At 47.4% G+C, this 22677-nt stretch carries 17 protein-coding genes; 5 read left to right on the top strand and 12 right to left on the bottom strand.

Annotated elements, in window-relative coordinates; translation table 11 throughout:
- Nucleotides 1–314 precede the first annotated feature (314 nt).
- Complete coding sequence (locus tag V7Q13_RS05065; protein WP_333799593.1) at nucleotides 315–1763, top strand: glycine--tRNA ligase; 1449 nt, start codon at nucleotides 315–317, stop codon at nucleotides 1761–1763.
- A gap of 120 nt (nucleotides 1764–1883) precedes the next feature.
- On the opposite strand, the gene V7Q13_RS05060 is transcribed toward V7Q13_RS05065, so the two are convergent.
- Entirely contained in the window at nucleotides 1884–2978 is a 1095-nt protein-coding gene (locus tag V7Q13_RS05060) for a hypothetical protein (protein WP_333799592.1), read from the bottom strand.
- A 291-nt stretch (nucleotides 2979–3269) separates the two neighbouring features.
- On the opposite strand from V7Q13_RS05060, the gene V7Q13_RS05055 reads away from it, so the two are divergent.
- From V7Q13_RS05055 to V7Q13_RS05040, 4 genes are all read left to right on the top strand, one after another.
- On the top strand, nucleotides 3270–4913 hold the full coding sequence (locus tag V7Q13_RS05055; RefSeq protein WP_333799591.1) for an NAD(P)-binding protein: 1644 nt from the start codon (nucleotides 3270–3272) through the stop codon (nucleotides 4911–4913).
- A gap of 2 nt (nucleotides 4914–4915) precedes the next feature.
- Nucleotides 4916–8491, top strand: coding sequence for a pyruvate:ferredoxin (flavodoxin) oxidoreductase (gene nifJ / locus V7Q13_RS05050; protein WP_333799590.1), 3576 nt, complete (start codon nucleotides 4916–4918; stop codon nucleotides 8489–8491).
- A 91-nt stretch (nucleotides 8492–8582) separates the two neighbouring features.
- On the top strand, nucleotides 8583–9572 hold the full coding sequence (locus V7Q13_RS05045; protein WP_333799589.1) for a dihydroorotate dehydrogenase-like protein: 990 nt from the start codon (nucleotides 8583–8585) through the stop codon (nucleotides 9570–9572).
- Nucleotides 9573–9699: 127 nt separating this feature from the next.
- Complete coding sequence (locus V7Q13_RS05040; RefSeq protein WP_333799588.1) at nucleotides 9700–12195, top strand: glycoside hydrolase family 95 protein; 2496 nt, start codon at nucleotides 9700–9702, stop codon at nucleotides 12193–12195.
- Here the strand turns inward: V7Q13_RS05040 and V7Q13_RS05035 are convergent.
- The 11 genes from V7Q13_RS05035 to V7Q13_RS04985 all read right to left on the bottom strand — a co-directional run bounded on the left by V7Q13_RS05035 (nucleotide 12192) and on the right by V7Q13_RS04985 (nucleotide 22617).
- A complete protein-coding gene (locus tag V7Q13_RS05035; RefSeq protein WP_333799587.1) occupies nucleotides 12192–12770 on the bottom strand; it encodes a Tll0287-like domain-containing protein in 579 nt (192 codons plus the stop codon). The genes V7Q13_RS05040 and V7Q13_RS05035 overlap by 4 nt on opposite strands.
- Nucleotides 12771–12811: 41 nt before the next feature.
- Nucleotides 12812–13210, bottom strand: coding sequence for a hypothetical protein (locus V7Q13_RS05030; protein ID WP_157479674.1), 399 nt, complete (start codon nucleotides 13208–13210; stop codon nucleotides 12812–12814).
- Between the two features lie 136 nt (nucleotides 13211–13346).
- Nucleotides 13347–14753 carry an NADH-quinone oxidoreductase subunit N gene (locus V7Q13_RS05025; RefSeq protein WP_333799586.1) on the bottom strand — a complete coding sequence of 469 codons (1407 nt, stop codon included), beginning with the start codon at nucleotides 14751–14753 and terminating at the stop codon, nucleotides 13347–13349.
- 50 nt (nucleotides 14754–14803) lie between these two features.
- Nucleotides 14804–16294, bottom strand: a complete 1491-nt coding sequence (locus tag V7Q13_RS05020; RefSeq protein WP_333799585.1) for a complex I subunit 4 family protein — start codon at nucleotides 16292–16294, stop codon at nucleotides 14804–14806.
- Nucleotides 16295–16306: 12 nt separating this feature from the next.
- Nucleotides 16307–18238, bottom strand: coding sequence for an NADH-quinone oxidoreductase subunit L (gene nuoL, locus V7Q13_RS05015; RefSeq protein WP_333799584.1), 1932 nt, complete (start codon nucleotides 18236–18238; stop codon nucleotides 16307–16309).
- A gap of 18 nt (nucleotides 18239–18256) precedes the next feature.
- Nucleotides 18257–18565 (bottom strand): NADH-quinone oxidoreductase subunit NuoK, encoded by a 309-nt coding sequence (gene nuoK / locus V7Q13_RS05010; protein WP_333799583.1) that lies wholly within the window; start codon nucleotides 18563–18565, stop codon nucleotides 18257–18259.
- A 118-nt stretch (nucleotides 18566–18683) separates the two neighbouring features.
- Nucleotides 18684–19190 (bottom strand): NADH-quinone oxidoreductase subunit J family protein, encoded by a 507-nt coding sequence (locus V7Q13_RS05005; protein ID WP_333799582.1) that lies wholly within the window; start codon nucleotides 19188–19190, stop codon nucleotides 18684–18686.
- 27 nt (nucleotides 19191–19217) lie between these two features.
- Entirely contained in the window at nucleotides 19218–19697 is a 480-nt protein-coding gene (locus tag V7Q13_RS05000; protein ID WP_157479669.1) for a 4Fe-4S binding protein, read from the bottom strand.
- A 102-nt stretch (nucleotides 19698–19799) separates the two neighbouring features.
- Nucleotides 19800–20876, bottom strand: a complete 1077-nt coding sequence (gene nuoH, locus V7Q13_RS04995; RefSeq protein WP_333799581.1) for an NADH-quinone oxidoreductase subunit NuoH — start codon at nucleotides 20874–20876, stop codon at nucleotides 19800–19802.
- A gap of 147 nt (nucleotides 20877–21023) precedes the next feature.
- The gene (locus tag V7Q13_RS04990; protein ID WP_333799580.1) at nucleotides 21024–22151 is read right to left on the bottom strand and encodes an NADH-quinone oxidoreductase subunit D; all 1128 of its coding nucleotides are present in this window, start codon (nucleotides 22149–22151) and stop codon (nucleotides 21024–21026) included.
- 10 nt (nucleotides 22152–22161) lie between these two features.
- Nucleotides 22162–22617 (bottom strand): NADH-quinone oxidoreductase subunit C, encoded by a 456-nt coding sequence (locus V7Q13_RS04985; protein ID WP_333799579.1) that lies wholly within the window; start codon nucleotides 22615–22617, stop codon nucleotides 22162–22164.
- Nucleotides 22618–22677 lie beyond the last annotated feature (60 nt).

Here is a 22677-nt window from a genome sequence, read left to right as displayed (position 1 = left end):
AATCCGCGTATCATATATCCGCACCCCATTCATTATTCAAACATTAGTAACGGCTTCTCACAGGCCAGGAGGCCTGCGAGAGAATGCACCCAAAAAAGATCCGTGAAAATCCGACCCATCCGCAACATCCGCGTCCCATATATCCGTGTATCCCATCATCCACGTCCCATTCCATTTCCCCACCGGGGGCTGGGGGCGCTTACCCGCAACCCTTATCTTTGCCTCCCGCCAAAAAAACGGGTCATGTTCGCCTTGCTACTGCAGCATTGGTACATTTCCCAATTGGCTCATTCGCACATTTTCAAATTCTTCTCATGGCATACGAAGCAAACACATTTCAAAACCTCATTGGCCACGCCAAAGAATACGGATACATTTTTCAGAGCAGCGAAATATATGACGGCCTCAGCGCTGTGTACGACTATGGCCAAAACGGTGCCCAGCTCAAAAAGAACATCCGCGACGCCTGGTGGAAAACCATGACCCAGCTCAACGATAACATTGTGGGTATCGACGCAGCCATCTTTATGCATCCTACCACCTGGAAGGCCAGCGGCCACGTGGATAGCTTCAGCGATCCCATGATCGACAACAAAGACAGCAACAAACGCTACCGCGTAGACCACCTGATAGAAGCCCATGCAGAAAAGCTGAAAGCCGAAGGCGAAACGCAAAAGGCGGATGCCTTGATTGCGCAAATGGATCAACTGCTGGCGGCCGATGATTTGGCTGGCGTAAAACAGCTCATCATCGACAACAACATGAAGTGCTCCGTAAGTGGCACCTGCAACTGGACCGATGTGCGTCAGTTCAATCTCATGTTCAGCACGGAGCTGGGCAGCGTAACCGACGAAGCCAGCACCATTTACCTGCGTCCCGAAACGGCTCAGGGCATCTTCGTGAACTTCCTGAACGTGCAAAAAACCGGCCGCATGAAAATTCCGTTTGGCATTGCCCAAACCGGTAAGGCTTTCCGCAACGAAATTGTTGCCCGTCAGTTCATTTTTAGAATGCGGGAGTTTGAGCAAATGGAAATGCAGTTTTTCATTCGCCCCGGCAGCCAGAAAGAATGGTACGAACACTGGAAAACCGAACGTCTCAAGTGGCATAAGGAAATCATGGGCTTCCCTACTAACCGCCTGCAATACCACGACCACGTGAAGCTGGCCCACTACGCCGACGCTGCAGTGGACATTGAATTTGAATTTCCGTTCGGCTTCAAAGAGCTGGAAGGCATTCACAGCCGTACCGATTACGATTTGGGCCGCCACCAGGAGTTCAGCAAAAAGAAGCAGCAATACTTCGATACCGAAATCAACCAGAACTATGTGCCGTATGTGATTGAAACATCCGTAGGCCTCGACCGCCTGGTGCTGGCTACTTTGGCCAATGCCTATGCTGAAGAAAAATGGACCAAGGAAGATGGCAGCGAAGACAGCCGTGTGGTATTGAAAATTCCTGCTAACCTGGCGCCTACCAAGCTGGCCGTGTTGCCGCTCACCAAAAAAGACGGTCTGCCCGATCTTGCCCGTGAACTCATGAATGAATGTCGCCCGGCATTCAACTGTTTCTACGAAGAGAAGGATACCATTGGCAAACGCTACCGCCGGATGGATGCCGTGGGTACGCCGTTCTGTGTTACCATCGACCACCAAACCAAGGAAGACGGCACCGTAACCATTCGCTACCGCGATACCATGACGCAGGAACGCATCCACATGAACGAAGTGAAAGCGAAAGTGCTGGCGGCGATTACGAAGTAGGGAGTTGTGGATTGGGTGATTAGTTGATTGGTTAATTAGAGAAAGAAAAAAGCACTCCTTAAATAAAATGAACGGCCACTGCAAATTGCGGTGGCCGTTTTGTATGTAAAGTGATGGTGGTTAATGATAGGTTTTTACGCCACCACTTACCACTGTCATTTCATCGCCGGCATATTTTACAAAGTACACTTCTACTGCATAACTAATACCTGCTGTAACCGGAAAAAAGCCGGAGATGCTCACATCTGTTTGTCGTCCGTTTTTGGTTACAAATGCCTGCTTGTGGCTGTAAGCCACTGTGGCCCCCACCCGAAAAAACAATTGCAATTCAAATTCTGTGTCAGCGCCAAAAGTGTTGTTGATGTCTGTAACAATATACTTTGCCTGATAGTGTAGCATACTGGTTTCGGTAGTGCTAACATATGCCGGCGACAGAGTAGGTAGAATTTCATAAGTGCCGTTTACGGTTAAATATTGTGAGCCTGCCATGTTTACGTTCTGCATCCTGTTGGCATGGCTATAGCCGGGCACATGCCACTCTGGTACGCCGCTGCCGCTGCTGGTGAGTACCTGATAGTTTTGACCGCTGTTGCCATTGGGCATGAGGGTGCCACTAAATTTCACATTACCGGCTACATCCAGTTTCTGATCGGGAACCACATTGTTGATGCCAACATTACCATTGGGTAAAACGGTCAGGCGTTCTGTTTGCACCGTAAACAATCCCACACGGTTGCTGCCATCCGCCGCCACCGACATGATGTTTTGATACGCTTGCAGATAACCAACATAATTGTTGCCGTTGTAAAAAGTTTGAGCAGGGTTAAAACCACTGATGCGCAATGCTTCTACTGTGGTGCTGTGAATGTGTACATTGGCCAGCGGGTTGCTGTTATTGATGCCCACATTGCCGTTTGATAAAATACTGATTCGTTCATTGCTGCCACCATTGCTGTACAATCTCAGGCTTTGGCCTGCAGCACCACTCATGGTAATGCCATCTGTCCATGCTTGAATGTATCCACGCAACGAGCCGTTGTCGTAAAAAGTGGCGGCAGCACTCGGCCCCTGCAGGCGAAGGCTCTCGAATCCGGCAGACTGAACATGCAACTTGGCTACAGGGCTACTGGTGCCTATGCCCACATTTTGCGCAGCAGTAACAAGAACCAGACATTGAAAAAAGCAAACGAGAAAGTGTGAAGGCAGACGTTTCATACGGCGATAAAAAGTGTTGTGTGAACGAAAATGTTGAATTGAAATGGGAAAGTACAGTTTTCAGCGCTTTTACCAAATGCAGTCCTTTGTCCAGTCTTTCGCAATCGATGCCGTACGGTAAAAGCCTTGCCGCAGGCCATTTTTCGCATTGCTTCAAATTGATTTCCGGTTGGGCAGCCTTATTTAATTCATATTGCCGACTGACTTATATCAGCATTCGCCCAAGCGCTGGTTTCTAACTTGGATCTTCCATCAGGGGACATTGTGTGTCCTGAAAAAAGAGTGTTAGCTATGGCCATTTCCTACAACGACATTACCAAACCCGTAGACCTGCTGCAGCATGCATCCGGTACCGGTCACCTGCGCAGCCAACGCCCGGTGTATATGGATTTTATGCCACCCTGCAACAGCGCTTGCCCAGCTGGCGAAAACATTCAAGCCTGGCTCAGCTTTGCCCAGGCTGGCGATTTTGAAACAGCTTTCCAAAAAATTCTGGAAGACAATCCATTCCCCGGTATTATGGGCCGCATTTGCGTAAAGCCCTGCGAAACCGGCTGTAACCGCAACCATGTAGATGAAACCATTAACATACATGCGGTTGAACGCTACATAGCCGACGAAGCAATGGCACACAAATGGCCGGTGAAATTTGCAACACCTTTAGCCAGTGGAAAAAAAGTAATGGTTGTTGGTGCCGGCCCCAGTGGCCTTACAGCTGCCTACCATTTGGTACGCCTTGGCCACCAGGTAGAAGTGTTTGAAGCCAGCAGCGCAGCGGGTGGTTTAATGGAAATGGGTATTCCCGAATACCGCCTTCCCCGCGAAATATTGCATGCCGAAATACAACGCATATTAGATATGGGCGTAAAGCTCCACCTCAATCATAAAGTAACCGATCTGGAAGCTGAAAAAACAGCTGGTGGTTTTGATGCCGTATACCTTTCCATTGGTGCGCATTTGGGCAAAGCCATTGGCTACACCGGTAAGCCATCCATTCCTGTAATTCAGGCCATCGATTTTCTGCGCATGTTCAAAGCCAACGATGTGCCGGAGCCCGGTAGCAAAGTGGTGATTTATGGCGGTAGCAAAATGGCTATGTATCTCTCAAGGGTGGCTCGCCGACTGGGTTTGGTACCAGTTATTTTATATCCCGGCGACCGCAAGTTGATGCCCGCCTACGACTTTGAAGCCGACGACGCCATTGCCGAAGGTGTAGCAATAGACTTCCTTCGCAATATCAAATCCATTGAAGGCAATCAGATAACCGTGGAAGTAATGGAAATGCAGAAAGGCAAGCCCGTTGCAACCGGTGAAGAATTGGTGCTGGAAGCTGATGCCATCATTTTGGCCATGGGCCAGGAAGTAGACAGCAGCTTGTACTCATCACTCGAAGGAGTGCAGTGCAAGCCTGATGGCGGTATCGTTATCAATGGAGAACGCATGGCAGGTTATGCAGGTGTATTTGCCGGAGGCGATATGTTGCCCGGCGAACAGCGCAGTGCCACCATTGCCATTGGCAATGGTAAAAAAGCAGCCAAATACATGGATGCCTATCTGCGTGGTGAAACTTTCCAAAAGCCCGCCAAGCCACTCACAGCAGGCTATAAGCGCCTGCACATGTGGATGAAAACAGATGCCCCACAAAAAGAACAAGAGAAACTGGCACCACATATAGCTGTCCGTTCTTTCGACGAAGTGGTAGCTGGCATCAGCACAGCCGAAGCGTTGTACGAAGCCAAGCGTTGCCTTAGTTGTGGCAACTGTTTTGAATGTGACGGATGCTTTGGTGCCTGCCCCGAAGAAGCCATTATAAAACTGGGCAAAGGCAATCGCTACCAGTTTAATTACGATGCCTGCACCGGTTGTGGTATTTGCTACGAGCAATGCCCATGCCATGCCATCGAAATGATTCCTGAACCTGTAAACACAAAATAGCAATGGCCAGTAACGAAAAATTAATCGCAACAATTGATGGGAACGAAGCCGCTGCGTATGTGGCTTACAGGGTCAACGAAGTTTGTGCCATTTACCCCATCACTCCCAGCAGCACCATGGCCGAACTGGCCGATGAATGGGCTGCCAAAGGCACCAAAAATATTTGGGGCCATGTGCCCGATGTAATGGAAATGCAAAGTGAAGGTGGCGCAGCAGGAACTGTGCATGGTGCATTGCAAACCGGCTCTCTCACTACCACATTTACGGCATCGCAGGGCCTTATGCTCATGCTGCCAAACATGTATAAAATTGCTGGTGAATTAACGCCTGCAGTATTTCACGTTGCCGCCCGTTCGCTGGCTGCACAAGGCTTGTCCATCTTTGGCGATCATCAGGATGTAATGGCGGCTCGTACCACCGGCTTCGCCATGCTCAGCAGTGCATCGGTACAAGAAGCACACGACATGGCATTGATTGCACAAGCAGCAACCATGCGGTCCCGCATTCCGTTCATTCACTTTTTTGATGGCTTCCGTACATCTCACGAAGTGAGTAAAATTGAATTGATTCCTGAAGATGTAATGCGTAGTATGATACCCGATGATTTGTTGTTTGCGCATCGCAGTCGGGCTCTCAATCCAGACAATCCCTTCATTCGTGGTACTGCACAAAACCCTGATGTGTACTTCCAGGGCCGCGAAACTGTCAATAATTTCTATACAGCAACTCCGGGTATTGTGCATGGAGTAATGCAGGAGTTTGCACAGCATACTGGCCGTAAATACGAACTGTATGAATACTATGGTGCAGCCGATGCAGACCGGGTGATGATCATCATGGGTAGTGGTGGCGAAACCGCTGCCGAAACAGCAGCTGCCCTCAATGCCACCGGCGAAAAAACGGGTGTATTGCTCATTCGCCTGTATCGTCCGTTCGATATGGATTACTTCATCAAGGCATTGCCCGTTACAGTGCAAAGTATTGCTGTACTTGACCGTACCAAAGAACCCGGTGCCAGTGGCGAACCGCTGTTTCAGGATGTGTTGGCTTCTTTGGTGCAGGCATTCCAACAAGGCATGCTGGCTCAACTGCCCCGCCTCATTGGTGGTCGCTATGGTTTGAGTAGTAAAGAGTGGACACCCGCCATGGTGAAAGCCGTATTTGATGAGCTGAAAAAAGTGAAACCTAAAAATCATTTCACCATTGGTATCAATGATGACGTGTCGCATACCAGCCTCAGCTACGATCCATCTTACACACTCGATGAAAGCGGCTGGCGTCAGGCCTTGTTCTTTGGCCTTGGTGCTGATGGTACAGTAGGTGCCAACAAAAACAGCATCAAAATCATTGGTGAAAACACACCGATGTATGGTCAGGGTTATTTTGTGTACGACTCTAAAAAATCGGGTGCCAGAACAGTATCGCATTTACGCTTCGGAAAAAATCCGATTAAAGCACCTTACCTCGTATCACAGGCCGATTTCATTGCTTGTCACCAGTTCAACTTTACTGAAAAAGTAGAGATGCTGTCATTCGCTAAGCCGGGTGCTATTTTCCTGATCAATAGTCCGTTTAGTAAGGATGAAGTTTGGAATAACTTGCCCGGCAATGTGCAGCAAACCATTATTGATAAGCAGATAAAAGTGTACGTGATTGATGCCACTACCGTAGCCCGTGAAAACGGGATGGGTACCCGCATCAACACCATTATGCAAACCTGCTTTTTTGCACTGGCCGAAGTACTGCCAAAAGAAGAAGCCATTGCAGAAATTAAGCATGCAATTGAAAAAACATACAGCAAAAAAGGCCGGGCTATTGTAGAGAAAAACTTTCAGGCGGTAGATGCTACGCTGGATCACTTGCATCAGGTAACCATTCCTGCCACTGCTACTGCTGCCACAGCCAGCCTGCAAAGTGTAAGTAGTAACGCACCTGAGTTTGTGAAAAGTGTGATTGGGCCAATGCTGGCCGGTCATGGTGATGAATTACCGGTGAGTGCTATCAGCATCGACGGTACATGGCCCAGTGCTACCACGCAGTATGAAAAGCGCAACATCAGCGATTTGGTGCCCATTTGGGAACCCGATCTTTGTATACAATGCGGTAACTGTTCATTCGTTTGTCCGCACAGTGTTATCCGGGCCAAATTTTACCACGAAGAATATTTGGCGAAAGCACCCGAAGGTTTCAAGTCTGCACCAATCAATGCACGTGGTTTTCCTGAAACCAAGTACACCCTGGAAGTTTATCTTGAAGATTGTACGGGTTGCACATTATGCGTAGATGCTTGCCCTGCCAGTGATCCGAATGATCGCAGCAAGAAAGCCATCAACATGGCCGACAAAGCTCCGATTCTGGAAACAGAAAAGGCCAGCATCGAATATTTCGAAAACATTCCCTGGAATGACCGTTCCCGCATTAATTTTTCTACCGTGCATGGTGCACAGTTCCTCGAACCCTTGTTTGAGTTTAGTGGTGCCTGTGCGGGTTGTGGAGAAACACCTTACCTCAAGCTGCTCACCCAATTGTTTGGCGATCGCTTGCTGGTAGCCAATGCTACAGGTTGTTCTTCTATTTATGGTGGCAACCTGCCTACTACACCATGGGCAAAAAACAAAGACGGACAAGGCCCCGCATGGAGCAACTCTTTGTTTGAAGACAACGCTGAATTTGGTTTGGGTATGCGTATTACTGCTGATAAGCAGTTTGAAATGGCGGAAACCATGCTCCGTGAACTGGCACCGACTGTTGGTGAAGATTTGGCCAACAGTATTATAGATGCACCGCAAGAAATGGAAAGCGAAGTGGTGGCACAGCGGGCAAGAGTGAAAGAACTGAAAAGCATTTTGCGTACCAAAGAAGATTCATTGTCTCGCCAACTGCTGAGTGTAGCCGACCAACTGGTGAAACGCAGTGTGTGGTTGGTAGGTGGTGATGGATGGGCCTATGATATTGGCTACGGCGGCCTCGACCACGTACTGGCCAGTGGGCGTAACGTAAACGTAATTGTGCTGGATACAGAAGTGTACAGCAACACCGGTGGACAAAGTAGTAAGAGTACACCCACAGCGGCTACTGCCAAGTTTGCTGCAGCCGGTAAGCAGGTAGGTAAAAAAGACCTCGCCATGCAAGCCATTAGTTATGGCAATGTGTATGTGGCCCGTGTTGCATTTGGTGCCAACCCGCAGCAAGCATTGCTGGCCATGCGGGAAGCAGCGGCATACGATGGACCATCACTCATTTTGGCATACAGCCACTGTATTGCACACGGCTACGATTTGAAAGATGGCCTCAATCAGCAAACCAAAGCGGTACATAGTGGATACTGGCCACTGCTGCGCTACAACCCCATGTTGCGTCGCAAAAAACTAAATCCGTTTGTGCTCGATTCGCAACGACCTACAATGGGCATGAAAGATTATGCTTATAATGAGCTACGGTACAAAGTGTTGGTGAACTCTAATCCGGAGCAAGCTGAACGATTGATGAATTTGGCACAGGAGTTTGTAAACCTTCGTTGGAAAAACTATGAAGAAATGGCCACTAAATCGGCCAGCGACTTTATGCCCATTGCATAAATACAAATAGTATGAATTTCGTTCTTTCACCCTTTTAAAATATCTGGTGCATTACAGGCAGCTAAGCTGTAGTGCACCGGTTACAACGAATATGAATCTCTCTACAAATTATCTGGGCATTAAACTGGAATCGCCGGTGGTGGTTTCGGCCTGTACGCTGAGCGAAGATATCAGCAATGTACTGCGTATGGAAGATGCTGGTGCCGGTGCTGTTGTGATGTTTTCTTTGTTTGAAGAACAGATACGACAAGATGCAGCTCGTTATGATGCTATTTCACAAAGCACCAATAATCTTTTTGCAGAAGCGTCAGATTTTTTTCCAAGCATGGATGATTACCATGTAGGCCCTTATGAGTATTTAGAAAAAATTCGCCAGGCAAAAGCAAGAACATCTTTGCCTATCATTGGCAGCCTCAACGGTATTACCAATGAAGGTTGGATTGAATATGCCAAGCTGATTGAAGAAGCTGGAGCAGACGCATTGGAAGTAAACATCTTTTTCATTCCGGCTGATATTCATTCCACCGGAGAAGATGTTGAGCGGCGTTATATCGACATTGTAAAAGCGATTCGCAAATCGGTACGCATTCCTATTGCAGTTAAGCTCAGCCCATACTTCAGTGCTATCGGCAATATGGCTCGACGCTTGTACGAAGAAGGTGCCAATGGTTTGGTATTATTCAACCGTTTTTACCAACCCGATTTCGATATCCAACAGCTGAAAGTATTGCCCAACCTGCAATACAGCGAAGCCAGCGAAATTCGTTTGCCGCTGTTGTGGCTGGCTATATTGCATGGTCGTGTGCCGGTATCACTGGCGGCTACCAGTGGTGTCAACAGCGAGATTGAAGTGATTAAATATTTGCTGGCCGGTGCCGATGTTGCTATGACGGCTTCTACTTTGTACCGCAACGGTATTGATTACATCACGGTGATGAACCATGGCATTCGCAACTGGATGAAGGCAAAAGGTTTTGAAAGTATTCAGGCATTCAAAGGTGCCATGAGTCAGCAAAACATTTCTGACCCCACTGCTTACGAACGAGCCAACTACATCAAAATTTTGGAAAGCAAGCGATAAGCAATATCGCAACTATATCAACGGACGGCTGATTCAGTCGTCCGTTTTTTTATTTTTTAAAGAATGCAGGGTATGACGGTTCCTGATGGTTCTTCTTTTATTTTTAGCCGACTTAAGATTGGATGCCATGCAAAAAAATACCGTTACCAGTACTATAGGTTGGCTATTTGTGCTATTGCTGCAAAGCGCTGTGTTTACTCCGGCCCTTGCACAATCATCTTTACAATTGCTATACGATAAGCCAGCCCAAAAATGGACAGAAGCATTGCCTGTAGGCAACGGTCAGTTGGGTGCCATGGTGTTTGGGGGCATCGAACATGAATTGCTGCAGCTGAATGAAGCTACGTTATGGAGTGGTGGTCCCATCAATCCCAATCCCAATCCGGCTTCGGCTTCGTACTTACCCAAAGTAAGAGAAGCATTGTTTGCGGGTAAATATGAAGAGGCCAACCGCTTGGTAAAAAAGATGCAAGGCCTGTATTCGGAAAGCTACATGCCCATGGGCGATGTACACATTGAGCAAGACTTGGGCCATGCAACAGTAACCGATTATCAACGCACATTGAAGTTGGCTGATGCCATGGCCATTACTTCTTTCACTGCCAATGGAGTGCAGTACAAACGAGAAGTATTTGCTTCTGTAGCGCATCGAAATTTGATTGTACGCATCACGGCCAGCAAACAGGGGCAATTGAATCTGCGCATTCGTGCATCTAGCCTGATGCGGATACAGCCGGTAGCAATGGCCGCTCAGCAAATGCTGCTCATCAAAGGCAAGGCACCCGCACATGTTGATCCGAATTATTTCCGCGACAACAAAGAACCTGTGATTCAGAATGATACCAATGGTTGCAGGGGCATGCGTTTTGCCATAGGTATACAGGTAGCCTTGCAAGATGGTAGCCTGCAGATAGATACCAGCGGCCTGCAAATAAGCAATGCCACCACACTAACGTTGCACATTTCAGCAGCCACCAGTTTTAATGGCTTTGATAAATGCCCTGATAGTGAGGGAAAAGATGAGTTGATTTTGATGCAGCAATACCTGAACGTAACAAAAGCGTTGCCTTACTTTCAACTGCGCAGCAAACACAGCGAGGCATTTCAACATTATTTCAACCGGGTGACTATGTGGTTGAATGAAGAGCAAGATGCCATGGCTGCTGTGCCTACAGATCAGCGATTGGAAACCTACACCAAAGGTGCCAATGACCCCGGATTGGAAGTGCTCTATTTTCAGTACGGCCGTTACCTGCTCATCAGTAGTTCGCAAACGCCCAATGTGCCGGCGAATCTGCAAGGCATTTGGAACAAAGAGCTGCGGGCACCGTGGAGTTCCAACTATACCACGAACATCAATGTGCAAATGAACTACTGGCCGGCAGAGGCTACAAATCTTGCTGAAATGCACCAACCGTTATTAGGATTTTTAAACAAGCTGGCGGTTACAGGTGCAGTTACGGCGAAGAACTTTTACAACATCAACAGCGGTTGGGTGGTCAATCACAACTCAGATATTTGGGCGCTGAGCAACCCGGTAGGTGATACCGGCAAAGGCGATCCTAAATGGGCTAACTGGGCAATGGGTGCCAACTGGCTCAGCCGCCATGCGTGGGAGCATTATCAGTTTACAGGCAACAAAAAGTTCTTGAAAGACACCGCCTATCCGTTGATGAAAGGTGCTGCACAGTTTACAATGCAATGGTTGATACCCGATGCCAATGGCCGATTGGTAACAGCACCATCTACTTCGCCGGAAAATGATTATTACTACGATGGCAGCAAGCACACCGGCATGACCATTGCCTCTACCATGGATATGTCCATCATCAAAGATTTGTTTGACAACCTGATTGCAGCGCAACAAGTGTTGCAATCAGACAAAGCATTTATTGATTCTGTACAACAAGCAAAAGCATTATTGCATCCATTTCAAATTGGCAGCAAAGGACAATTGCAGGAGTGGTACAATGATGTAGAAGATGTAGAGCCTCATCACCGGCATGTGTCGCATTTGTATGCGTTGCATCCAGCTACTTTGATATCGCCCTTGCAAACGCCGGCATTAGCAGCAGCTGCCAAGCAAACCTTGCTGATGCGGGGTGATGATGGAACCGGCTGGAGCCTGGCCTGGAAAGTAAACTTTTGGGCACGACTGTTGGATGGCGATCATGCTTATAAACTCTACCGCAACCTCATGCGATTGGTGCGGGAAGGAGATCCCAACAGCCGTGGTGGTGGCGCTTATCCCAACCTGTTTGATGCGCATCCGCCTTTTCAAATTGATGGCAATTTTGCCGGCACGGCTGGCGTAACAGAAATGCTGCTGCAAAGCCAGCACAACGAATTGCATTTGCTGCCGGCATTGCCCACTGCATGGCATAGCGGGCATGTAAGTGGCCTGGTAGGCCGGGGCAATTTTGTAGTGTCGCTTACCTGGCAAAACAATGCCTTGCAAAGAGCAGGCATACTATCCCGCAACGGTGGTGTATGTTTGGTACGTAGTGCTGCACCACTATTGGTAAATGGTATGGCAGTAGCGGCAGAAAAAACAGCCATTGGTTATGTGATGCGTTTCAACACACAAGCTGGTAAATATTACTTGCTAACAGTAAAGCCTTAATCGGTAAAAGGTTTTGGGAAGGTAATTTTCCAAAGTCCGCGGATATCACCTTTCACAAATCCAAGGGCTTTATCTTTTGGATACAGTGAGTCGATAACGGCCAACACTTCGGGTTGCATGCCCATGGCTTTATTGCCATGACAATTACCGCAGAGCGGATTCATGATGATGGGTTTGTAAAAAACAAACGCAGTTTCCGTTTCCTGAACTACGTTGGTCAGGCTATCGCCTCTGGCTTTTAGCTGCGCAAATATTTGCCATTGCTTGCTGTCTACACTGTCTAATGCATTAGCTGGATTGCGAAATCGTTCCGCCACTCTTTGAATCGTAATACCATCTTTGGCCAGCGATGAGGTGATGGGTAATGCCTGCACGTTACAAAACCGAACGGCCCCTGCAATGCCTTTGGTTTCCATGGCTTGTAGCAACGATTTGCGAAGCGTATCAAACGTAGCAGTAGCAATGCTATCGCCACGTTGCAAGTACAGCTGCTGCGTTGCTATGGGTGTTTCTTCAATGCAACTTTGGTAGCCTATGGCTGCAAACAACAATGCGATGATGGCCCACTTTTTCATAGGTCAATGAGTCAATAGGTGAAGAAGTGAAAGAATGACGCTTATTGAAACAATGTCCGCTTTTCGTAGTACGGTGTTTCAGGGTCACTCACGGTTTCTTTTTGCAGCCAATAGGCTTGTGTTACAATCTGGCCAGTTGGTGTTTTTAACAAGCGACCAAACACCGCATTCACGGCGTTGAATTTTACATCGGTTACGCCAATGGTAAACAAGCTGGGCGCAGGCGGTGCTTCCACTGCCGGAGCCGCCTCGCCTTCAGCAGGTGCTGCCGCAGGTTTGGCTGCTTTGGGGGGCGCTGCAGCTGCTATTACTACTTCATAACCGTTGTGCTCCAGCAATGGCTTCAAAAAGTCGACTCTGTCTTGCGACACATTGGTTTCCACCACGGCGCATTTCACACCGTTCAGGTCTTCAAATGGATGATTTTTATTGATAGCCATAAGATCTGTTATTTATTTTTTGTTTGTGGTTTTTCGTTCTTCAGGTGAGGGCTCATTTGCTGAAAGTATCCGGTCGATGTTGATGAATCAGCTTGCATAAAGAACGACAAACCATAAACGACAAACTCAAAATACTTTACGAAACGAGTGAATAAATGTACTCGTAGGCGCCACTGTACAAGCCCGTTATTAAAATGCCAACGATGCAAATGATTAAAGCAATTTTGGGTGACAATGGTGTATTAATTTTTTCCAACGGCGCAGCATTGTGATCCATAAACATGGCTTTTACCACCCGCAGGTAGTAGTACAAAGAGATAATCATGTTCAGCGCAGCAATGGTAATGAGCAACCAGTTGCCTTTGGCCGCACCGGCCAGTATCAAAAAGAATTTACCAAAGAAACCAGCAGTGGGTGGAATACCCGCCAGTGAAAACAACGCAATGGCCAGTGTCCATGCCAGCAAGGGATTGGTTTGGTAGAAGCCTTTGTAATCATCCACTTTCTCTTTGCCGTAGGCGCTGCTTACCAGCGATACCACACCAAACGCAGCCAGATTGCTGAAGATATAAATGAGTACAAAAAAGATCAACGATGTACTGCTGGCAACGCTTTGTCCGCTGATGCCTAGCAGTATAAAACCAACCTGTGCAATAGAAGAAAAAGCAAGGAAGCGTTTCATGTTTTGCTGACGCATGGCAAACAGGTTGCCGATGAGCATGGTAGCCACAGACAAGATGTAGAGCATGTAATACCAGGTATCGCCCATGCTGCGGAATACGCTGTACAGCACGGTGATGAACACAAACAAAATAGCGCCTTTAGAAATTACACTCAGGTAAGACGTAACTGGGATGGGAGCACCTTCGTACACATCGGCCGTCCACAGGTGAAAGGGTACCGCAGAAATTTTAAAACCAAAACCTGCGAGTATCATTACAAAAGCGAGTATTTCCAACGGGCTGCCGGAGATGGCGGCTGCAATAGCAGAATAGCTGACACTACCTACTATGCCGTACATCCATGAAATACCCATCAGCAATAGTGCAGAAGAAAATGCTGATGACACAATCATTTTAAAAGCAGCTTCACTTGATTGTTTTTTGTGCAAATCGAAGTTGACCATGGCAGCCAGTGGAATGGTACTGAGTTCTAGACCGAGGTAAAACATGAGCAGGTTGGCACTCGACAGCATGAAGAACATGCCCAGCAAAGTGCTGATGAGCAACAGGTAAAATTCCATGGCATGTTTGTGCGCCTTCAACCACTGATAACTCTGCAATGAGATGATGAGGGTGCCGAGTGTCAGGATGTTTTTTTCCAGCCGGATTAAATCGGTGGTATGAAACATGTTGCCGAAGATCATGCCGGTATCCTTCACCAAAAAGCCCATGGCCAGTGTGGCAATTAATACCACATTCACCATGTTCATCACTGTTTCATTTTTCAAACGGGCATTGCCCAGTTTCAAAAAGAGCAACCCAAAAATGATGAGGATGAGCATCAGCTCAGAACGCATCAATAGGAAAAAATCTTGTACCATATATAAAAGGTGAATGAGTCAAAAAGTCAATTGTCATTGAGTGAAGTGAGTTATGGGTTGGCAACGAGTTTGTTCATGATGGCTTCGGTACCGGGTGTGATGAGGTGATTGATGAGGAAGGGCGTGATACCAATAACCAGTATGGCTGCTACGAGTATGATAGCTGCTGTTTTTTCATTCCAACGGGCATCTTTAAACTCGAAATAAGCTTCATGTTCTACAGGCCCCATTATGACTTTGCCAATGGCCCGCAAAATGTACACGGCTGTAACAACGATGGAGGCAGTTGCAGCAATCGTAGCTACTCTGTGCAGGGTGCCGCCATTTTCCCAACTACCAATAAACACCATCATTTCGGCCACAAATCCACTGAAGCCCGGCAGGCCCAAAGAAGTGAGACCGGCGATCATAAATACAGTTGAGATAAACGGAATGGTTTTGAGCAAGCCGCCCATTTTATCTACCATGCGGGTGTGGGTTCTTTCGTACACCATGCCAATAACGGCGAAGAAAAGCGCCGTCATCAAACCATGCGATACCATTTGAATAACTGCACCTGCAATGGCCGTTTTGGTAAGCATGCCAATGCCAAACAACACGAAGCCTGTATGACTTACGGATGAGTAAGCGTTGATGTATTTCAAATCGGTTTGCATCATGGTAGCGAAGGAGCCATACAAAATGGCGATGGCCGACAACACGATGATGTAAGGAGAATAATAATGTGCTGCTTCGGGCATGATGGTGGTGGCAACACGTAGGATACCGTAGCCGCCGAGCTTCATGCTGATGCCTGCCAAAAACATACTGGCTGCGGTGGGGGCGCTGCTGTGACCATCGGGCACCCAGGTATGAAACGGAAACAACGCCGTGAATACACCGAAGCCAATGAAGGCAAAAGGAAAGAAGAATTTCTGTTGTTCTACACTCAGCGGGTTGGCGGCCAGCTCACTCATGTTGAAGCTGAGGTTGCCACTCGCATTGTTGAAATACAAACCCGACAAACCAATAAACACCAATGCCGATGCACCCATGAGCATGAGCACCAGTTTGGTAGCACTGTATTCTTTTTTGCCACTGCCCCAAATGCCGATGAGCAAAAACTTGGGCACCACCGCCAGTTCTAAAAAGAAGAACATGGTAAATACATCGGTAGAAATAAAGTAACCGTAAGCACCGGCACTCAGCAGCATGAGCAGGAAGAAAAACTCACGGCTCATCTTTTCCATATTCCAGCTAATGAGTACACCTGCCAGCACTACGATGGCGGTAAGCATAATCATGGCAATGGAAATACCATCGACACCTACGCTGTGGTAAATGTGCAGTGGTTTGTACCAAGCGTAGCTGCTTTCAAACGCCAGTGAACCACTCATGCCTGATGCAGGATCTTGCATAAACACATAGAGCAGTACACACGATAACAACAACTGCAGTGTAGCGCCAATAGCAGCAATGCTGCGCACCTGCTTCAGTTGGCTGAAGGGCAGTATGGCCAGTGCCGATACAACAGGTAGTACAATAAGCCAGTTAAGATTCATACCATCAATATTTTAATGCCACAGGTAAATAAAAATGAAAGCCAACAACAAGGCGCCGGCAAAGAAGTACATAGCGTATTGCTGCACTTTACCGCTTTGCCATCCTTTAATCATAAACGATACATCATCGGTAGCACTGGCCACAGTGTTTACAGTACCGTCTACAATGTTTTTATCGGTCCATGCGGCAGGCTTGCCAATGAAGCGGAAAATGATTTTATGGGTAATGAACAGGTATAGTTCATCGATGTAAAACTTGCGGTAAGCGGCTTTGTACAAACCACCCATGGCATTCGCTAAATTGGTTGGTTTGTCGTTGGCTTTTTGATACAGCACATACGCAACGCCAATGCCAATAATCACCATGGCTACCGGTGCAATGGAAAACATCAGGTGCAGGTGCGTGTCAAACCCTTTGCCATTGCTGCTTACGTATTGCGCAAAAGGAATGAAGCCGGTTACAATCGTCAGCAGTGACAATACAATCAGCGGCAGTTTCATACTCATCGGACCTTCGCCATGATGAGGATCGTAGTGCTTTTCTTTTTGCCAGAAAATCATGAAGTACAAACGGAACATGTAGAAGGCAGTAAGGCCTGCGGTAAACAAGGCAATAAAGTAGATGGCTTTGTTGCCTTCGTAAGCAGCCAGCAATATTTCTTCTTTGCTGAAGAAACCACTCAGCGGCGGCACACCCGCAATGGCCAGGCAAGCCAGCAGAAATGTAGCATGTGTAACGGGCATGTGTTTACGCAAACCGCCCATGTCAGTCATGTCGTTGCTGTGTACGTAGTGTATCACAGCACCGGCACCAAGGAACAACAATGATTTGAAGAAGGCATGTGTAAACAAGTGGAACATGGAAGCCGTGAAGCCAAGGCCTGCTTCGCCACCATAACCTGATACACCTAATGAAAACATCATGTAACCAATCTGGGACATGGTACTGTACGCCAGCACCCGTTTGATATCGGTTTGCGTTGTAGCAATGATAGCCGCAAACAAGGCTGATGTTGCACCTACCCAGGCCACCACACTCATGGCTATTTCGTCGAGGTGAAACACGGGGAACAAACGGGCTACGAGGTATACACCGGCTACCACCATGGTGGCGGCATGTATCAATGCCGAAACAGGTGTAGGGCCTTCCATGGCATCGGGCAACCATATGTGCAAGGGGAACATGGCCGACTTACCAGCACCACCCATAAACACCAGTATCAATGCCCATGTAAGTGTAGACAAGCCCAAGAAGCCAGCACTGGTCATGCTGATGAATGCTTCGCTTTGTGGATTGCTCAACCGATCGATGATGGTGCTAAAATCCAATGTGCCGGTTTGAATACCGAGGATGAGAATGCCGATGAGAAAACCGAGATCGGCAAAGCGGGTAACGATGAATGCTTTTTTACTGGCCGCCACCGCACTGGGTTTGGTAAAGAAGAAACCAATAAGCAGGTAAGAAGACACGCCCACCAGTTCCCAAAACATATAAATCTGAAAGATGTTAACCGATATCACCAGACCCAACATGCTGAACGTAAACAGCGACAGGAAAGCGAAGTAGGTGCTGTAGCGTTCTTCATCTTTCATGTAGCCAAGGCTGAAGATGTGCACCATAAGTGATACCACAGTTATCACTACGAGCATCATTACTGAAATAGGATCGAGCAAGATGCCGATATCAATGCTCAGTTCTTTGTAGCCAAATTTGAGCCACTCTGTTTGCAAGGCAATGATGGGTTGATACGTGCCGTTGAGCTGTCCATCTACCAAAAAATACTGGCAGGCAATGTACACCGACAATGCAGCAATGGTGCCCAGTACGGCAGTGCCAATAATACCGGAGGCTTTGCGGAAAATGCTGCGTCCCCAAATGCCCAGTACCACAAAGCTGGCCAGTGGCAGCAGCAACAGCAGGGCAGAAAGTAATGCGTAATTCATGTGTTATGGCTGTTGGGGTTAATGTTTTAATTCAGCTGCGTCGTTTACATCAATGCTCAGGTGGCTACGATACAGGTTGATGACAATGGCGATGGCAATGGCTGCTTCGGCAGCGGCAATGGTGATGATGAAGATGGTAAAGAAGATACCATCCAACTGGCCGGGCCACACATATTTGTTGAATGCCACGAAGTTGATATTGATGCTGTTGAGCATGAGTTCGATACTCATGAGCAGGGCAATCATGTTGCGTCGGGTAAACAAGCCGTACATGCCTATAAAAAACAAGGCCGTACTGAGTAGTAAAATATGTGAAACAGGTACCATGGTTATTTATTTAAAAGCAGAAGGCTAAAGGCTGAAAGCTGAAAGCTGCTGCGTTTGATATTGTTGTTGTATTCTTTGTTGTTTTCTTTTTCACTAATTAACCAATCAACTCGTCAACTCACTCACTCTCCTTCATGGCAATTACAATAGCACCCACCATGGCGGCCAATAGCAAAATGCTCACTGCTTCAAACGGTAGAGCATAGCCATCAGAACCGGTGTTGAGCATGGCAGTACCAATGCGGCTCACTTCGTTGTCGAACGTCGCTTCTGTTTTGCTGAAGCCGTATTCGTACACCAGCAAGCCACACAGTGCAAGGCCCAGCAAGGATGCTACAGCTGCGGCTATTTTTCTTCCAAGTTTCGGTGATGGCATATCGGCAGCAGATTGCTGGGTAAGGAAAATGCTGAAGATGATGAGCACCACAATGCCGCCTACATACACTACTATTTGCACAGCCGCTATAAATTCTACTTCCATCCAGAAGTACAAAGAGGCAATGCCAATAAGGGTAAACAGCAGCCAGATGGCGGAGCGGAAAATTTGTTTTGCCGTAACGGCCAGCAGGGCCATGCCCAGTATGAAGGCCGCAATCAGGTAAAAGATGATGGTTGAAATATCCATGATGTTGGTGGCTTTGATCGGCAATAATTATTCTACACCTGCCCTGATTTTGGAGCCGGGTTTGTTCAATTGTTTCGTGAGTGTACTTCTGTCGAATACACTATGCTCAAATGTGTTGGCCATGCTAATGGCACCTGTGGGGCAAGCTTCTACACAGAGGTTGCACATGGTGCAGAGCTCCAGGTGATAGATGAAAGTGTCTACCGCTTTTTTCTTTTTGCCTTCGGGTGTCATGTCAAACTTGGTGATGACTTTGATGGTTCCATTGGGGCAGGCCAACTCGCAGGCAGTACAACCGGTGCAGGCATGCTCGTTGTTCTCGTCGTGCAGCATCACCACTTCACCGCGAAAACGTTCGGCCAGTACAAGCGTATCTCTGTTGTCGGGGTATTGCTCAGTGATTTTTTCTTTGTGGTGCCGCAGAAAATAACCACCGGTCACTTTCATGCCCGTAGCCAGCGACTTCACACCGTTGAAAATATCCGCGAAGTATTGTTTGAGGTTCATAATGCTTGTTTGTCGTTTTCGGTTTTGAGCAATCGACTTACAGTTTACTAATTACTTTGATTGCCATTACTATCATCCAACATCTACCAACTATCATCTATTCTAAAAATGCCATCCTGCCAATGCAATCACCGTTACCAATAAAATATTGAAGATGCTGATGGGCAGCAGGTATTTCCATTCGAGGTTCAACAACTGATCAATGCGCAAACGGGGGAAGGTCCACCGGAACCACATGATGACGAAAATGAGGAAGAAGGTTTTGCCAAAAAACCAGATGGGAGTGGGGATGTAATCCATGATATTGTTAAACTGTTCCCAGTTGCCTACATGAAATGGCATCCATCCGCCCAGAAAAAGCGTGGCACCAATGGCACACACCACAAATATGTTCACGTATTCGGCCAGAAAAAACAAGGCGAACTTCATGCCGGAGTATTCTGTATGAAAACCTGCGGTGAGTTCGCTTTCTGCTTCGGCCAAATCGAATGGAGCACGGTTGGTTTCGGCAGTAGCAGCAATAATGAAAATGACGAAAGCAATGATGGCGGGAATATGGCCTTTAAATAACCACCAGCCTGTTTCTTGTGCCTGAATAATATCCGACATTTTTAAACTGCCGGTAAGTACTACAATGGTGAGCATAGATAAGCCTGCCGATAATTCGTAGCTCACAATTTGAGCCCCGCTACGCATGGCTCCCAGCAAAGAGTATTTGTTGTTGCTGGCCCAGCCGGCCATTAAAATACCAATGATGGATAACGATGAAACAGCAGACACAAACAACACACCAATGTTTATGTCCCAAATTTGAAAGCCTTTGGCAAACATGATGGGAGCCATTATTACCATCGATACAATGATGACAAGAATGGGCGCCATATTGAACAGCAATTTGTCCACGTTATTCGGCGTCATACCTTCTTTTACAATCAGCTTTACGGTATCGGCCACGGTTTGAAACCAACCCCAAGGACCAATTCGATTGGGCCCAAGGCGCAGCTGCATCCAGGAACTTACTTTGCGTTCCATCATTACAAGCACCAGCCCCAAAAAGGCAAACAGCGCAATCACCAGTACACCAATAAAGGCAAACTCCACCATCAATGCCAGAGTGGGGTGCATGTTTTCGTACAGCCAGGTGTGTACTATTTGTGTTATGTTTTCTAAACTAAACATGAGTCAGTTTTATTGGCCCCCTAACCCCCGATGGGGGAAAAAGGATATTCGAATTATTTGCTACACTCCAATATCATTTATCTATCGCCTCTCATTCAATATCAGACATCGTACATCGTACATCAGACATCCAACATCCAACAACTATCATCTGTCTATATCCGGTATCACCAAATCAAGCGTACCCATAATGGCTACGAGGTCGCCTATTTTGTGGCCACGGGTCATGTGGTCTAACGCACTCAGATTGCTGAAGCCCGGCGAACGGAACTTGATGCGGTAAGGTGTGGTGCCACCTTCACTCACAATGTATACGCCAAGTTCTCCGCGGGGCGTTTCTACACGGCTGTAGAATTCGCCTTTAGGCAGTTTCAGCACCGCTTTTGTTTTTGCCAGATAGTCCCCTTCCGGAATATTGTCAATCAGTTGTTCAATAATGCTCATCGACTCCCGCATTTCTGCCAGTCGCATCAGATAGCGGGCATAACTATCGCCAGCAGTATGCGTTATTTCTGTAAAATCTATTTGGTTGTAGATTTCGTAAGGGAAATGTTTTCTTACATCGCAACTTACGCCGCTGGCACGGGCAGTAGGGCCGGTACAACCGTAGGAAATGGCATCTTCTTTACTCAGTTTGCCCACACCTTTCAGCCGGCTTTGGAAAATGATATTGCCGGTTACCAATTCATCATATTCATCAATCTTGCTGCGGAAGTGCCGCACAAAATCTTTCACACTTTGCTGAAATGTAGGATGGATATCTGCCATCACGCCACCGGGCACATTGTAGTTCATGGTAAGGCGGGCACCACAGGTTTCTTCCATAATGCTGTTAATCATTTCTCTTTCGCGGAAGGCGAGAAAAAATGGCGTAACAGCGCCGCAGTCCATGGCAATGCTGCCCCACCACAGGCAGTGCGATGCAATGCGGGTGAGTTCATCCATGAGCACCCGTATGTATTGTGCCCGCAGGGGTACTTCTATGCCCATGCCTTGCTCTACACACATGGCACAAGCATGATTATTAGTATGTGCCGCCAGGTAATCCATGCGGCTGGTGCTGTAAATAAACTGCCGATAGGTAAGGCTTTCACACATCTTTTCGATGCTGCGGTGGATGTAGCCAATATGAGGTTCTACTTTCTTTACAATTTCACCATTGATGGTAAGCACCAGGTGCAATACCCCGTGAGTGCTGGGGTGCTGTGGCCCCACATTAATCACCATTTCATCGGTGCCGGGAATCGTTTGTATGATATCCGTTTCTCTGTACATAATGCGTGGCTTACAGTTTAATCATGTTTATGGGGTCGTCGTAGTCTTTGCGTAGCGGGTAGCCCACCCAATCGTCGGGCAAAATGAGTTTGCGCAAATCGGGGTGTTGCAAAAAGTTGACGCCAAACAATTCAAACACTTCTCTTTCGTGAAATTCTGCGGTACGCCAGATGTAGGCCGCAGAGGCAATTTCCGGTTGTTCGCGGTCGAGTTGGCACTTTACCACCAGCTCATGCTTGTGCGTGTAGCTGCGCAGGTGATACACCATGGTGAGGTGCTTGAGCCAATCAACGCAAGTGAGGCAAAACAAAAAATCGAATTGCATTTCCGGTGCATCCCGCAAAAAGTAGGCAATGTTGCTCCACTGTGCAGCGGGCACATGCATGGTTAAAAACTGGCCGCCTTCTTCAAACGTAAAGTCGGGGAAGCGACCGGTTAACTCTTGTTGCAAATCTTCACGTGTCATGCGTTGGTATATTTTGATCGCTGATATCTGATGTTTGATTTTCGAGAGCTGCTACTCTTA

Origin of the sequence: Phnomibacter sp. (assembly GCF_036803085.1) — a bacterium.
In the GTDB taxonomy this organism is placed as follows: domain Bacteria; phylum Bacteroidota; class Bacteroidia; order Chitinophagales; family Chitinophagaceae; genus Phnomibacter.
This window is presented reverse-complemented; position numbering and strand designations above follow the sequence as displayed.